Raw genomic sequence first — 13,896 nt, 5'->3', positions numbered from 1 at the left:
AGTAGTGGCGCAAGCTGCCGATTTCTATTGGCAGGCGGGGTTCGCTGCTTCTGGAATAACCAGGAAGTTAATGCTGCTGGGAGAGAGGCTCACCTGCTTTGTCTTTCGCTCCACGCCATTTATGGCAGGGAGTGAATCGTGTTGATCCAGCAGCAGCGCACGATTATTGAGCATCACAGTTTTGCTGTTCAATTCCCTGGCGGTAAGCGCATAGTGATGTGGATACCCAGACAGCGACAGCTTGGCCTCGGTCTTTTGCAGATTAATTGCCAGCACAGTGACGCCACCAGTATTGTTCCGCTGACAGTGTGCATAAATATGTAGGCCATCACTGCCTGACCCCGCATCCAAGATGCGGGTACCCATTAGCCGGCGCCACAGTAGAGCAGCCCAGTAACTGGCATTGGGTTGGAAGGTCTTTTCGTCGATGATGCCATTGCTACCGCTGATCAGTGCGTGGGTGATGATGGCGTCCAGTCCCTGTTTGGCCAGGCGAGCAAGGGTATCCAGATAACGAAAGCTATCCAGGAAGGTTGGTTGCCAGCGTGTCCCTCCGCATGCAGCGGCCCCTGTTTCAGTCAGCCAAATCGGGGCATTGGCAGCGTAGGTGTCTCTAAGTGATTTATGCTCTTGAAATTTCTGGTCTGGTCGCGCCAGCCACGACTCAGTGAGAGCCTGGTCGGCACTAACACCGGCAGGGGAATCCGGGGGCGCGCATCGTTCTGCAATTGCGCCATAGAAGTGGTATGACACAATATCGAAATTTGGGCGAGGGTTTGCCGTCATGTACTGTTCTGGGGAGGTGTGCTCCAATGAAGGCACTTTTACTGGCACTCCCAATGTTGCCACACCGGGTCCCGCCAGCTTCACATCAGGGGCATGTTTCGCCATAAATTGACTGAAAATAGCGAAATCTCTGGCATAGTGTTTGGCGCTTTCCCCCTCTGGCATCCGGCCTGGTTCTGGAGCATTGGGCTCATTGAATAGTTCTGCCGCATAGATGGCGCCGCCCTCGGAGTGAGTGTAGTTTAGCCAGGGAGCCGCGTGTCTGGGTGTCCAGGTGCCGTCTTCGTCACGCACACCGTCACTGACGGTAAAGCCAGTAACGATTTTGGCGTCTACTGCCTCGGCAAACTCCAGTGCGCCTTTCCACGACTTTCGTGTTAACACGGTCAGAAATCCCTTTGGGGGTGTTTCCAGCCTGGGCTCGTCATTGTTTTGAAAGTAGACCGCATTTGTTGTTGTTCCTCCAAAGCGGACGTAAAAAGGCCCTAGTGCGCCTGCCAATGTTCGCAATCGCGGATGAGCCAGGTTGGCAGGTGATCGGGCTTCGCGGACCGCCTCAAACTGCTCCGCTTGTCCTACTTCGCCCTCGCCTTTGCTGTCGTCATAAGTACGCCAAGTTTCGCCACCGGTTAGGTGTGACATGCCAATTTGGAATGACTGATAGCGCTCGTCCACGGTTCGCACCAGTGGTATGTTCGTCACATCAAGCTGAGTATGACCCTGTTGTTCCTGCGGAGGAGTGGACATAGCGGACGCTGAATTCTGTATCAATAAAGCGAGTGCAGCAGCACCAGTTTTGAGAAAAGCGCGTGATTTCACAGCTGAGGCCTTTGTTATTGTCTAGTCCGTGGTGGGAACCGTCATACCAACGCTTAGTGCACTGCTGTAGTTTTATTATCGCTATGCACTATAGCCACTGAGGTTCGGCTCAAGCAAAGTCAGTTTTACTGGTCAAGCTTAAGTGAACCTGAAATTCAGAGGTGTTATTGCGGCACAGCCACATGCCGGATTCACCCCATAGTGGGCGTATGACCGAAGCCAAGAATGGGAGGAAAGTGATGGCCCCTGGAAAAAGAATGGACGACCCAATGAAATTTAAGTCTGCCGTCGACCCTTGGTACTACCTAACCATCGCTGCGTCTTTACTGGCCATTTTTGGGGCGCTATTACCCTCTGTCGCTTCCGGTGAATTGTCGCCACTTGCCGGATTGTTCTTGGCGCTAGTTGCCGCATTACCTGTTTGGCTGTTGTTCTCGACTTTCTATGAAGTCAAAGGCAACCTGCTGGTGGTTAGGGCTGGCTTGCTTTGTTGGAAGATTAAGCTCGCCGAAATCCGCTCAGTCCGCGCATCGCGATCCTGGCTTTCTTCTCCGGCATTGTCATTGAATCGTCTGGAAGTCACCTATGGCAACAACCGGCGCTTGCTGGTGTCACCTAGGGATGTGGAGGGCTTTTTAAAGGCTATTGATTGCGTTTAATTACATTGTGCGACGTCATTGCTCCGGCCCTTCCATGGGCGGAGCAGTCGTAGGATGATTTGAGTGAGCCCTTATTCAAACGGTTCTTCACCCTGCAATTTAGTGCGGATCATCATCCGACCGGAGGCGGGATCATAGGGGGTGGCGCGGTGCATGGTGCCGGTGTTGTCCCACATCACCATGTCGCCCACTGACCACTTGTGGCTGTAGGTGAGTTTGTCCTGGGTGGCCCATTCCCGTAGGCGGACCAGCAGCTCGGTGCTTTCCCGGGATGACATGCCCAGCACGTGGTTGGCGGTGCAGCCAATAACCAGGGATTTGCGACCGGATTGGTGATTCCATACCAGCGGCAGTTCGTTTTCGCCAATGCTCATCATCTCTTTGATTTTTTGATGGCTGGGCTCGGGGTCGTAGTAAAGCAGGGAGTTCCAGGCGGAGTGCTCTACCCGCAGTTTCTCAAAGGCCTTTTTATCCTCGTCGGACAACAGGTCGTAGGCGGCGTAGGTGTTACAGAACTCGGTGTTGCCCCCCTCGGGAGAGAGGACTTTACCGGTGAGAATCGACGCCAGGATGGGCACTTTGTTCATCGTGCCGTCCAGGTGCCAGTACCAGGAGCCCTTGAGATAGTCGGCCTTGGCGTTGGCGCTGGTGTCCAGGGTGACTTTGTAAACCAGCTCGCCCGCCATTTCAGGCGCTAGTTCACCCAGAGTTTTTGTGAAGGCAATTTGCTCGTCTTCACTGAGATCAATTTTGGGAAATACCAGTACACCGCGTTGTTCTAATAGTTCGCGAATGTCGTTGGCAAATTTGCCGCTGAGCAAATCGTCTTTGCCTAGGCGGACATTGGCGCCGATGTATTCGTTGATATCTTCAGCGTTCAGTCTTTGATGTAATTCACTCATAGCCCTTGTCCTGTGTAATACCTGTAGAGGGTGTAGTTCTATTTTTGATCGCTTAGGTAGCGGTCCAGTTCCTGATGCATATTCATGATGATTTTTTCGTAATAATCCGCCATCCACACCTGCTTACAGCCTTGGGTGTGAAGGCCTTTTTGAATGCGGGGGATATTGGAAAAGTCCTGCCTGGGGATCTGACGGAATTGCTCGGGGTCATCCACGTCGGTCATTTCTTGAATTTCGGTGCGCGGTGGCTGCTGATCCTTGGGATAGGTCTTGGTGGAAAGAATTTCAAAGATACAGGAGTCGGGATTGAAGCCATTGGGGCGTACCCGGTAAATCATCGTGTTTCCGGCCTGGGGCAATACCAGCAGGTTGGGGAAAATAAACAGCTCGCCGCCCCACATATTCAATACGTGCTTTTCGGGTTTGGGCATGGGGCGCCCCTGCTCGGCGGCGGTGGCGTAGAGCAATTTGACGTATTCGGCGCCCAGGGTCGAGCCCTCGGGAATCTCTTTGCCTTTAAGTGATCGGACCAGGGCGACGTCCTCGGCGAGTACCATGGCATCCATCCCTTCAACCAACAGGTTGAGTCGATCCGCCATCAGGTCTACCGGATCGCCCTCATAGCGGGTATGGCCGGCCATGGGGGTTTTTTCGCCGCCCAGGAAACGGCCGTGGCCGTGCTCGAAGGTCTCGTAGATATGGTCCAGGTGGCTATATTGCGGCGGCTGACCCGAGACGTCGTCACCATAGATGAAGTCGGCAGAAGTGGTCTCTAGCTGTGGGTGGGTTGCCGGGACATGGTAGCCCTCCAGGAAAGCCTCTACGGCGACTTTCCAGTTGGCCGGCACCTCGACGGATTTCCACCAGTAGTGGCGCATTTCCCCTGTGGCCAAGTCGTCTAGCAGGTCGGCGAAAGGGGAGATAAAGTCGGCAAAAGGCGCCGGGTCTTTACTGAAATTCACGAACACAAAGCCGGCGTAAACTTCCACGGCGACTTCCCGCAGCGCTACATCGTCTTTGGTGAGCTTGCCATCGCGGAACTGCTGCTCTTCCAGTACGTATTGGTTGTTGCCGTCGACATCCCAGCGCCAACCGTGAAACGGGCAGATGATGCGGCACTTCTCGAACTGACCATTGCCTTCGGCCAATGCCGTGCCGCGGTGGGGGCAGGCATTGTTAAAGGCCTTGATCTCACCGTGCTCATTGCGAACGACAATGACCGACTGATGGCCGATATCGTAGACGGCATAGTCGCCCGGCTCGGCGACCGCGTCGACCCGGGTCGCCATTTGCCATACGTTCAGCCACAGTTTCTCGTGCTCCAGTTTGCAGAATTCCGGGTCGGTATAGCGTCCAGTGCGAATGCCGTGCTCCAGCAGCTTCCAGCTATCGGGCCATGTATCTTGCTTGTGGTCGATCATCTATCGGCTCCTGAGAAAGTCATCAATGCGTTACTAGAAATTCCAGCGCAGGCGGGCACCGTACATTTTGGGCATGCCGCTCATGCGGGAATCAAAGCCCAGCACGTTGAAGGTCGCCGACACATAAGTCTCGTACTCCTCGTCGAAGGCGTTGGTCAGAAAGGCTGAAAAGTCCAGATTTGTTCCCATAACGCCGGCCCAGCTTAAATTGAAGTTCCAAAGTTCAAACGCATCCAGCATGGAGAACGGAGAACCGCTGGAAGCGCCCGCTCGTTGCTGACCGGTGTAGACATAGGTGGTTGAGAAATCCACCAAGCCGTACTTTGCCGGAACTGGAATCTGATAGAGCAGAGAGGCAACAACCGATTGATCTGGCGCAAAGGGTAGCTCATCCCCAACATCGGCGATGGGGGTGGCGCTAAAGCCGGCGATACCGCCTGCGGCGTCCTGGATCTTTTGCGAGTTTTCGTCTTGCTCCAATAGCTCGGTATCGAGGTAGGAGTAGGAGATGTTCGCTAGCAAACTGCTGGTCAGCTGCAAGCTAAGATCTGCCTCCACACCAGTGATTTTTGAGCTACCGGCGTTGAAGATAGCAACCGTCTGAGCAGCGCCAGAGGAGATATAGCCGGTCTGTAACTGCATATCAGTAAAGTCATTATCGAATACGGCGATGTTAAAGCGTCCGGGAATGGGGCCGCCAAACTGGGTTTTTGCGCCGACTTCGTAGGTGTCCACCTCTTCCTGGTCAAACACATCCACGCCGGGGTCCGCCGCGGGGTTAACACTGCCTTGGCGGTAGCCGCGTGAGTACTTGGCGTAGAGCATGACGGCGTCGGGAATAGGGCGGTACTGCACCTCTAGTACACCCGTTGGGGCCTCACTGACCTGGCGGGGCTTGGAGATTTGAACAGTAGGTGCCTGTTGGATTGTGCCGACGTAGGCATAACGAATTTTTTTACCGCGAGCCTGGGTTTCGTCGCGGGTATAGCGCAGACCCGCAGTCAGGGTAATACTCTCGGAAAAATCGTAGGAGCCTTGGGCGTAAATGGCTTGGTTTTTGTACTCGGTGCGGAAGTCATTCAGTAGCACGCTACCCAGCTGGCCCGCACTGATGTCAAAGCAATTGTACTGGGATGGATCACCGGTCAAGGTTTCAAAATCACAGGAAATCGTTCCCGCCGAAATGTTACCTGACGGGCCCTCCGGCAGACTTTCTTCGTAGTAGAGACCGGCCTGCCACTCCAGGCGACTGTCAAAGCTCACGCCTTGCAGTTGTATCTCTTCAACCCAGGTGGACTGGTCGGTGACAGGGTAGTCGGGGTGGGCGATCGACAGGCCAACACCAAACTCACGGTCGGGGTCGGCAATGGCATCGGTGATCAGATCCAGGGGCAGCAGGTCGACGACCGGGCCCAGCAAATTGTAGGTGATTTCGGGAAAGTCTGTGCCGAATACATCGGACCCGTTTTCGGTGAGCAGATGAGCGTAGGCAAAAATATTCTTGAAGGTCAGGTTTTCGTTGACTTGCCAGGTGGTGGTATTGATAAATCGTTTCTCTTCGATAACCGAAATGGCGTCGGGGACAGTACTGACAATATCGTAGTACCCGTCCTGACCATTGGCGGCTTGGTTCTCCAGCTGCTGGTTACAACCGGCGTTGGTAAATAGGCCAATGGCGACGGTAAAAAACTCCGAGGGTTGGTTATTACAGGCAAACAAACGGGAGGTGTAGCCGTTGGTGTCGGAATCCGAAGCGGTGATCAGCGTGTAGTTGGAGACGTTGTCGGTAATGTCCCACAGTACGCTAAAGCGGCCCGCAACATAGTTAACGTTACCCAGCTCATCGCCACCGACTTTGGCGATATTGTTCAAATGGCCGTTGCGTTCATTGGCATCGATCCCGGCACGTATTGCCAGATTGTCGGTAATCGGCAGATTGATGACACCTTGCAATCGCTGGGAGGAATAGTTGCCCGCCGAGGCCTCCAGATAGCCCTCAAATTCCTGGGTGGGCTGCTGCGGCGTTAGCAGGATTGAACCACCGGTGGTGTTGCGGCCGAACAGTGTGCCTTGGGGGCCTTTGAGTACCTGTACATTGGCCAGGTCGAACAGCGTGCCGGGACCGGCGCCATCACCAGAGGTCTGTGAGGTTTGTCCACGGGGAGCGATTACTTCTGCCAGATAGACGCCAACCGAGGCCGTGGTGCGCAGTGAGCGAGTAAAACCGCGAATAGAAAAGGTGGCATTCTCCGGCCCGAAGCGGGTGTTGGTGGTCATCGACGGGGTGTAGGTAGCGATGTCGTTGGAGTTTGCCATGTTGGCGTTAGCGATTTGCTCTTGGGAAAACACCGTCATTGAGATGGCGACGTCTTGAGCGTTTTCCTGCTTCCGCTGGGCGGTCACGGTCACTTCCTCGAGTACCGTGGCGCGGCGCGGTTCGCTGCCCTCAGTTTGGGTCTGCTGTGCCGCTGTCAGATTTGATGCCAATAACACCCCAAGAGCGAGTGTGCCTAGTTTAAGTGGACCGTTTCCATAGCGCATACTGTTATACCTTTATCCCTTTATTGTTAATTTGAGAGATTTCTAATCCCTTCAGTTGTTATTACTTTGATTGCCAATCTGGCTTGCGTTTTTCTGCGAATGCCCGCGGCCCTTCCTGGGCGTCGTGGCTGTTGTAACAGTGTTCCGAGGAATGTCGGGCAGCTTGTAGTGCCGCCGAGCGGCCCATCTCTGTGGACAGCATCACGGTCTCCCGCGCCGCTTTCACCGACAGCGGAGCACCGTCGAGGATGTCTCTGGCCAGCTGCAGGGCGGTGTCAATAAGTTCCTCCGGTTGTGTTAGGCGGTTGACCAGCCCGATTTCATAGGCCCGTTGGGCGCTGATGGGCTTACCGGTCAACAGAATTTCCATCATGATGCGCTGCGGAATCATATGGATCAGCGGCGACGCCCAGGGCGACGACCGACCGACTTTGACCTCGGTGACGGCAAAGCGCGCTTCCACTGAGGCCACGCACAGGTCGCAGGCTTGGGCGATCATCCAGCCACCGGCAAAGGCGACGCCGTTCACCGCCGCGATGGTGGGTTTGGAGAGCTCGATGTTGTCGTAGGGAACGGGAAACATGTCCCGGGGAGGGACCTTCAAGCCTTTATCGACCATCTCTTTGAGGTCGCCGCCAGCGCAGAACGCTTTCTCACCCGCGCCAGTAAGAATCGCGACCCTCAGGGCATCGTCGTTTTCGAAGCGTTCCCAGGCGGCAAACAAACCCGCCCGCACTTCGGCGGAGAGCGCATTGCGGGTTTCCGGGCGGTCTATGGTGATGATGGCGATGCCGTCATCGGTGGTGTCAAACTTTACCGCGTCTTTCATAAGCCTTACTCGGCAGGGGCGCCACTCGTCTACCCTATCTATGGTGAGACGACTGCCGGCCTCTGAATCATTATTGTTGACTTGTCGCAGTGCTCTTCGGCATCCAGCTATAGTTAAATAAGACCAGACGCAGAAAAGTGTAATACCTTAGAGTATATTAATAGACATCGGTGTTGATTAGCAACTGCCTGATGCAATTTTTACCCGGGTGTCTGTATCCCGGCAAACTCCACCGCGGATATAAGTTTTAGTAGGATTTGGGTAACTCCAATACCCGCTCGGCGATAAAGTTAAGAATCATATGGGGGCTGACCGGCGCGGTGCGGGGGATCAGCACCTCTCGTAAATAGCGCTCCACGTGGTACTCCTGGGCGTAGCCCATGCCTCCCAGTGTCAACATGGCGGTGTGGCAGGCCTCAAACCCGGCCTCGGCAGCCAGGTATTTGCCGGTGTTGGCCTCAACGCCGCACTCCGCGCCTTTATCAAACAAATTAGCCGCCTTCATTACCATCAAATTGGCAGCTTCCACCTGGGCCCAGCATTTGGCCAGGGGGTGTTGAATACCCTGGTTCATGCCGATAGGGCGGTCGAAAACCACCCGCTCTCTGGCGTACTGTGCCGCTCGTTGGATAGCGGCCCGGCCGAGTCCGATGGCTTCTGCGCCCAAAAGTACGCGTTCCGGGTTGAGGCCCTGGAGAATTATTTTGAAGCCGTCGCCTTCTTCGCCAATACGGTCTTCTTCAGGGACGAAAAAGTCGTCCACAAACACCATGTTTGAGCCCACCGCATGACGGCCCATTTTAGGTATTAACTGGGTTTCAATTTTGTCGCGATCAATATCGGTGAAGAACAGCGACAATCCTTGTGTTTTGCGCTTAACGTCTTCCAATGGCGTAGTGCGCGCCAACAGCATCATTTTGTCGGCGACATGGGCATTGGTGATCCAGATTTTTTCACCGGTCACCTTGTAGCCGCCCTGGCAGCGCTCGGCGCGGGTTTTTAGCTTGGTGGTATCTAGACCGACATTGGGCTCGGTTACCGCAAAACACATTTTTTGCTGGCCGGAGAGAATGGGTGGGATCATTCGCTGCTGTTGCTCGGCAGTGCCAAATTGCTCGATGGGCTCAAGGCTGAAGACCGGGCCGTGAATGCTGGAGGCGGCGGTCATGCCACCGCCCGCTTCCGCTACCGCCTGCATCATAATGGCGGCCTCTGTAATGCCCAGCCCGGCGCCACCCACCGACTCGGGCATGGCAATGCCCAGCCAGCCGGCTTCGGCCATGGATTTATGGAACTCAAAGGGGAACTCGCCCTTGCGGTCCTGTTCCAGCCAGTAGTCGTCGGAAAATTGCGAGCAATGCTTGAGCACCGCGTCACGGATGTTTTGCTGATCTTCGGTAAGCGAGAAATCCACGCTACCTCTCCTCGTTATTTATCTGATTGGCGCCATATTCGACTAGGTAGTATTGGATTAAATAGTGTCGCTGCCGGTTTTTACGACCGGGGTGTCCAGTCCCAGCTCAGCCAATACCGCGTCTGTGTCTTCTCCTAGAGCCTGGGTCGGGCCTGCCACTTTGCCGGGGCTTTTGGAGAACCACGTCGGCACACCGGGAAAGCGCACTGTGCCGTAAGGCGCGTCCACGGTTTCGAAAAAGTCGATGGCGTTGAGGTGTTCGTTGTCAAACAGTTCATCGGGAGTGCGCAGTGGCGCGGCAGGGATATGCAGCTCCTTTAATAACTCCAGCCACTCGGCGGTAGTGCGGGTTTTAAAGGTTTCGGCCAATAAACCGTAGACCTCATTGATGCGATTGGCGCGCTGCTCGAGGGTGTCGAACTCCTCGCTTTGCCACTCGGGTTGTACCGCGTCCATAAAGGCGGCCCAGTGCTTGTCGTTGTAAACCAACGCGGCGATATGGCCATCCTTGGTTTGGTAGGGCGCCCGATTGGGGGCGACGGCACGGTGGTAGTTGGCCGGTCCCAGGGGTGGGTCAAACAAGGCGCCATTGGCGTGCTCCACCAACATAAAGGACGCCATGGTTTCGAACATTCCCACCTCCACTTCCTGGCCTTCGCCTGTGCGCTCGCGGTGGAACAGTGCCATCACCGTGGCATAAAGGGCGGTCATGCCCGCGACTTTGTCCGCCATAATGGTGCCGACAAAGTTGGCTTTGCCGGTGAGCAATTGCTGTACATGGGGTAGGCCGCAGTCGGCCTGGATGGTGTCGTCGTAGGCTGGCTGATCGGCGTTGGGGCCGCGGCGGCTGTAGCCGTAGCAATTGGTGTAGATAATATCGGGTTTAATGGCGGAAACCGCATCGTAACTAAAGCCCAACTTATTGATGGCCTTGCCCCGCATGGAGTGGATAAACACGTCGGCGGTGGCGATCAGCTTTTCCAGTGCTTGTTTGCCCTCATCACTGCGCAGGTCCAGCACGATACTGCGTTTACCACGATTAACATTGACGTACACACCGCTCATGCCCGGCACCGGCCCCTTGGACACAAAGCGGGTATTGTCACCAGTTGGCGGCTCCACTTTGATGACCTCGGCACCCATATCCGCCATGATTTGGGTGGAGTAGGGGCCCATGACCATGGAGGTCAGGTCGACAACGCGGATGCCCTTTAAGGGACCTTTATTATTCATTGACTCGTTCTCTCCGGCTCCGATTATTGTTGCCCTTCGGCGTACCAGGTCCGGAAGCGATCGTAGTTGGGGGTATTGAGGTTTTCATTACCGCCGTGGTTGATGACCGGGTCGATGGGGACATGAATGACCGTGGGCTTGCCGCTGGCAAAGGCCTCGCTTACAGCCTTGCCGATATCCTCACCTTTTTCTACGTACATGCCCTCGCAACCCAAGGCCTCGGCCATCTTGTCGAAGCGCACATTTTTGCTCCAATGGACGCCGGGCTCGTTGGTGTTGCCGTGACCGAAGGTGCGCTTATAGACGCCAACTTCCAGGCCCCAGGCATTATCTACCGCCACCACAATGACCATAGGCAGATTGAAGCGTTGCACCACTTCCAGTTCGCCAATGTGGTAGAGGAACGAAGAGTCGCTGGTGGTAAACAGTACCGGGCGCTGACCGCCGTCGGCGATAGAGGCGCCAACGGCATAGGGCAAGCCGGTGCCCAGACAGCCAAAATTTTGGTTCCAGATGACGTCACGGGGTTTGCTCTGTAGGTAGGTCCAGGTAAAGATGACAGTACAGCCACCGTCCCGCACATGAATGGCATTCTCTGGCATGGCCTTGGTGGTTTCTATCACCCACTGCCCGGTGTGCACTCGACCACTGTCGGTGGAGAAGTCTTCGTTGGCCAGAGATTCCAGGCGATCCTTGTCTTCTTTGATCCAGCGTTGCAGGTCGGGGTGTTCGCTGCGCGGGCTGTCTTTCAGGGCCGCGGAGAGTTGCGGTACCACGGTGCGCAGGTCCCCCACTAACGGTACATCAATGGGGCGGTTCTGGCCGATGGCTTCAGGGTCCAGCTCGATATTCACCCACTTGCGGTCGGTGTTGCCTTCCGCCCACAGATAGCCGCGCCCGTAGTGCACCGGCTCGCCGATCTCGGTGCCGATGGCAACCACCACATCAGATTTGGCGACAATCTCGTCGGCCACTTCGGCAAACAGATAGGGGAAGGTGCGCTCCTCAATGCCCTCAATAAAGGCGGTGCCGCCCGAAGTTTGCAGTACCGGGCAGCCCATCAGTTGGGCCAGCTCTTTGACCTTGGCACCGGCCCGGGTGCACTGGACGGCGTGGCCCACTAGCAGGATCGGGCAGTCGGCATTTTTAATTAGCTCGGCGGCCCTGGCCACCATGTCGGCGTCGGCGCCCGGCTCGACTAAGCGGTAGTCCCGGGGCGGCAGAGCGGGGGGCACGTCCAGCTCTTCCAGAATGACGTGGCCGGGATACTCAATGTAGACCGGGCCGGGAGTGCCGGACTGACATACCCGTAATGCATGGCGGATGATCTCATCGGTCTGGTCGGCATACTCGATGCTGGCGCTCCACTTCACCGAATTTTTAAACAAATCTTCCTGCTGGATAAATTGGATGCGTCCTCGGCGCACCCGGCGCTCAGTGATCCGCGCCCGCTGCCCACCCAGGTAGATGACTGGCGAATTTTCTACCAGCGAGTTCATCATTGAGCCAGAGGTCAGCGAGATACCGGGACCCAAGGTAGAAATACACAGCGCTGGAGTGCCGTTCATGCGGGCGTAGGCTTCCGCCATCATCCCGGCGGCCAGTTCGTGGTGGGGGGTAACCACCTTCCAGCCGCGTTTTTCCGCCGCTACAAACATGTGCACAAAGTTGGGGTCGGGAATGCCGAAGATGGCCTTTACCCCTTCTTGCTCAAACAGTTCGAGAATGCGCTCGTATACCGGTGTAGTGCTGCCGTTTTTGCTGGCGCTGGATTCGGCCGCTGCAGAGGTGTCGTCTGAATACATTGTCTATGCCTTTATTGTGGATCGTTATGATTAGATTTTTTCCGGCTCGCCAGTGCCCATATAGCGCGCTAAATTGCGATGCAGATTCACGGTGGCGCGCTCCATATAAGGGTTGGGTTGGGGGCCGAGAAAACCGGGGGATTTCATGCCCTGTTGTACCGCTTCCATATTGGAGAAGTCCTGAGACAGCACATAGCACCAGGCTTCCTCTGTCGGTGGACAAAACTCCCACTGGGTTTTGGGCTCGGCGCCTTTGGGGAAAAGCTCGTAGACTGCCGCCTCAAAAATACATTTATCGGGGTCGTCGCCGTAGGGGCGAGCGCTGTAGCAGAGCATATTGTTAACAGCGTGACCGATTTGGAAATTGGGAAAGACTTGCCAGGCCGTGCCGGCTTCGCTGGCGTGCTCCGGGTCTACAGTAGGCCAGATAACGCCCCGGGCCTCGTCGACTTCTCGCGCCGTTTTGAGCCAGTGTTGCAGTACTTCGGTGGGCGGTGTGCCCTCTGGCAGTTCGCTGGCCAATCGTTGGGCCGCGTCCACCAGGGTTTGGGTGGTGTTGGTATTGGCGTTTTCCCAGGTATAGCGTTGCATTTCAGCGGTGGCGACCCGGGGGTCCTTTTCGGTGCCGATACGCAGCTTGCCGGACTGGTTAGCGTCCATATCTTTGGGGCGTTCGTAACCGATATTGCTGTGCAGACCATGGGCCTTGGCCCAGCCCCGGAACTGGCCATACTGGTTAAACTCGGGGTGGGTGGTCTGCACGTGGTAGGTCTCGTTGAAGGCCTCCATGGCGACCTTCCAGTTGCAGTTGAATACGCCCCATTTGCGCCAGCGGTAACGCATATTGTGCAGTTCGTAGGGTTCCAGCATTTCGGGAATCACACCGAGAAACTCCCGCAGCGGCTCGCAATCGGGGTTGAGGTTGATCCAGATCCAGCCGCCCCAGGTGTCGAGATTGACCGCCTTCATGCTGGTGCAGGTGTTGTCCAGTGCGCCCTGCCAGTCTTCGACGTGGGGGATGAAGGTGTTTTCCCCCTCAAGGTTAAAACGCCAGCCGTGAAAGCCGCATTTGAATCCGTCGCGCCTACCCTGGGCGTTGCGGGCTCCGGCAGGAGTGTCCACCAATTTGCGGCCACGGTGGGGGCAGACGTTGTGGAAGGCGCGTATCTGTTCGCCATCCCGGAGAATGACCACCGAGTCGCTTTTGATATCAAAGGTGATGTAGTCGCCGTTGTCGGGGATTTCTTCCACCCTTCCCGCCTGCAGCCAGACCTGCCGCCACAGCTTATTCTGCTCGGCGCGGGCGTAGTCTTCACTGAGGTAGGCTTCCACGGGAATGCGTGCCGGCTGGGTGAGGATGTCTGCTTGGTCGCTATTATCGTTGTTCACGCCGCTCTCCATCGTTGATTTGGGGGTGGGGGTGCGTCTGTTGTTAATCTATAATAAACATCGATGTTGATTAAAAATAGCATCGCAGTTTTGCTGGT

Annotated in this window: 10 protein-coding genes; 1 reads left to right on the top strand and 9 read right to left on the bottom strand. The window is 55.9% G+C overall.

Annotated elements, in window-relative coordinates; genetic code table 11:
* Nucleotides 1-24: 24 nt before the first annotated feature.
* On the bottom strand, nucleotides 25-1,488 hold the full coding sequence (locus I6N98_RS12865; RefSeq protein WP_198568754.1) for a glycoside hydrolase family protein: 1,464 nt from the start codon (nucleotides 1,486-1,488) through the stop codon (nucleotides 25-27).
* A 326-nt stretch (nucleotides 1,489-1,814) separates the two neighbouring features.
* Here I6N98_RS12865 and I6N98_RS12860 point away from each other — a divergent pair, with 326 nt between their 5' ends.
* Nucleotides 1,815-2,264 (top strand): PH domain-containing protein, encoded by a 450-nt coding sequence (locus I6N98_RS12860; protein WP_198568753.1) that lies wholly within the window; start codon nucleotides 1,815-1,817, stop codon nucleotides 2,262-2,264.
* Between the two features lie 71 nt (nucleotides 2,265-2,335).
* Here the strand turns inward: I6N98_RS12860 and I6N98_RS12855 are convergent, their stop codons facing one another.
* The 8 genes from I6N98_RS12855 to I6N98_RS12820 form a co-directional block, all read right to left on the bottom strand.
* Nucleotides 2,336-3,166, bottom strand: a complete 831-nt coding sequence (locus tag I6N98_RS12855; protein ID WP_198568752.1) for a TauD/TfdA dioxygenase family protein — start codon at nucleotides 3,164-3,166, stop codon at nucleotides 2,336-2,338.
* Between the two features lie 38 nt (nucleotides 3,167-3,204).
* On the bottom strand, nucleotides 3,205-4,587 hold the full coding sequence (locus I6N98_RS12850; protein WP_198568751.1) for an aromatic ring-hydroxylating oxygenase subunit alpha: 1,383 nt from the start codon (nucleotides 4,585-4,587) through the stop codon (nucleotides 3,205-3,207).
* Between the two features lie 33 nt (nucleotides 4,588-4,620).
* Nucleotides 4,621-7,074 carry a TonB-dependent receptor gene (locus I6N98_RS12845; RefSeq protein WP_232787334.1) on the bottom strand — a complete coding sequence of 818 codons (2,454 nt, stop codon included), beginning with the start codon at nucleotides 7,072-7,074 and terminating at the stop codon, nucleotides 4,621-4,623.
* Nucleotides 7,075-7,189: 115 nt separating this feature from the next.
* A complete protein-coding gene (locus I6N98_RS12840; RefSeq protein ID WP_198568749.1) occupies nucleotides 7,190-7,957 on the bottom strand; it encodes an enoyl-CoA hydratase/isomerase family protein in 768 nt (255 codons plus the stop codon).
* A 247-nt stretch (nucleotides 7,958-8,204) separates the two neighbouring features.
* Nucleotides 8,205-9,371, bottom strand: a complete 1,167-nt coding sequence (locus I6N98_RS12835) for an acyl-CoA dehydrogenase family protein (RefSeq protein ID WP_198568748.1) — start codon at nucleotides 9,369-9,371, stop codon at nucleotides 8,205-8,207.
* Between the two features lie 57 nt (nucleotides 9,372-9,428).
* Nucleotides 9,429-10,604, bottom strand: a complete 1,176-nt coding sequence (locus I6N98_RS12830; protein ID WP_198568747.1) for a CaiB/BaiF CoA transferase family protein — start codon at nucleotides 10,602-10,604, stop codon at nucleotides 9,429-9,431.
* A 23-nt stretch (nucleotides 10,605-10,627) separates the two neighbouring features.
* Nucleotides 10,628-12,409, bottom strand: coding sequence for a thiamine pyrophosphate-binding protein (locus tag I6N98_RS12825; RefSeq protein WP_198568746.1), 1,782 nt, complete (start codon nucleotides 12,407-12,409; stop codon nucleotides 10,628-10,630).
* 30 nt (nucleotides 12,410-12,439) lie between these two features.
* Nucleotides 12,440-13,798 carry an aromatic ring-hydroxylating oxygenase subunit alpha gene (locus I6N98_RS12820; RefSeq protein WP_198568745.1) on the bottom strand — a complete coding sequence of 453 codons (1,359 nt, stop codon included), beginning with the start codon at nucleotides 13,796-13,798 and terminating at the stop codon, nucleotides 12,440-12,442.
* Nucleotides 13,799-13,896 lie beyond the last annotated feature (98 nt).

The sequence above is a fragment of the Spongiibacter nanhainus genome (assembly GCF_016132545.1).
Taxonomy (GTDB): Bacteria; Pseudomonadota; Gammaproteobacteria; order Pseudomonadales; family Spongiibacteraceae; genus Spongiibacter; species Spongiibacter nanhainus.
The sequence above is the reverse complement of the archived record's forward strand: the minus strand, read 5'-3'. Positions and strand labels throughout refer to the sequence as shown.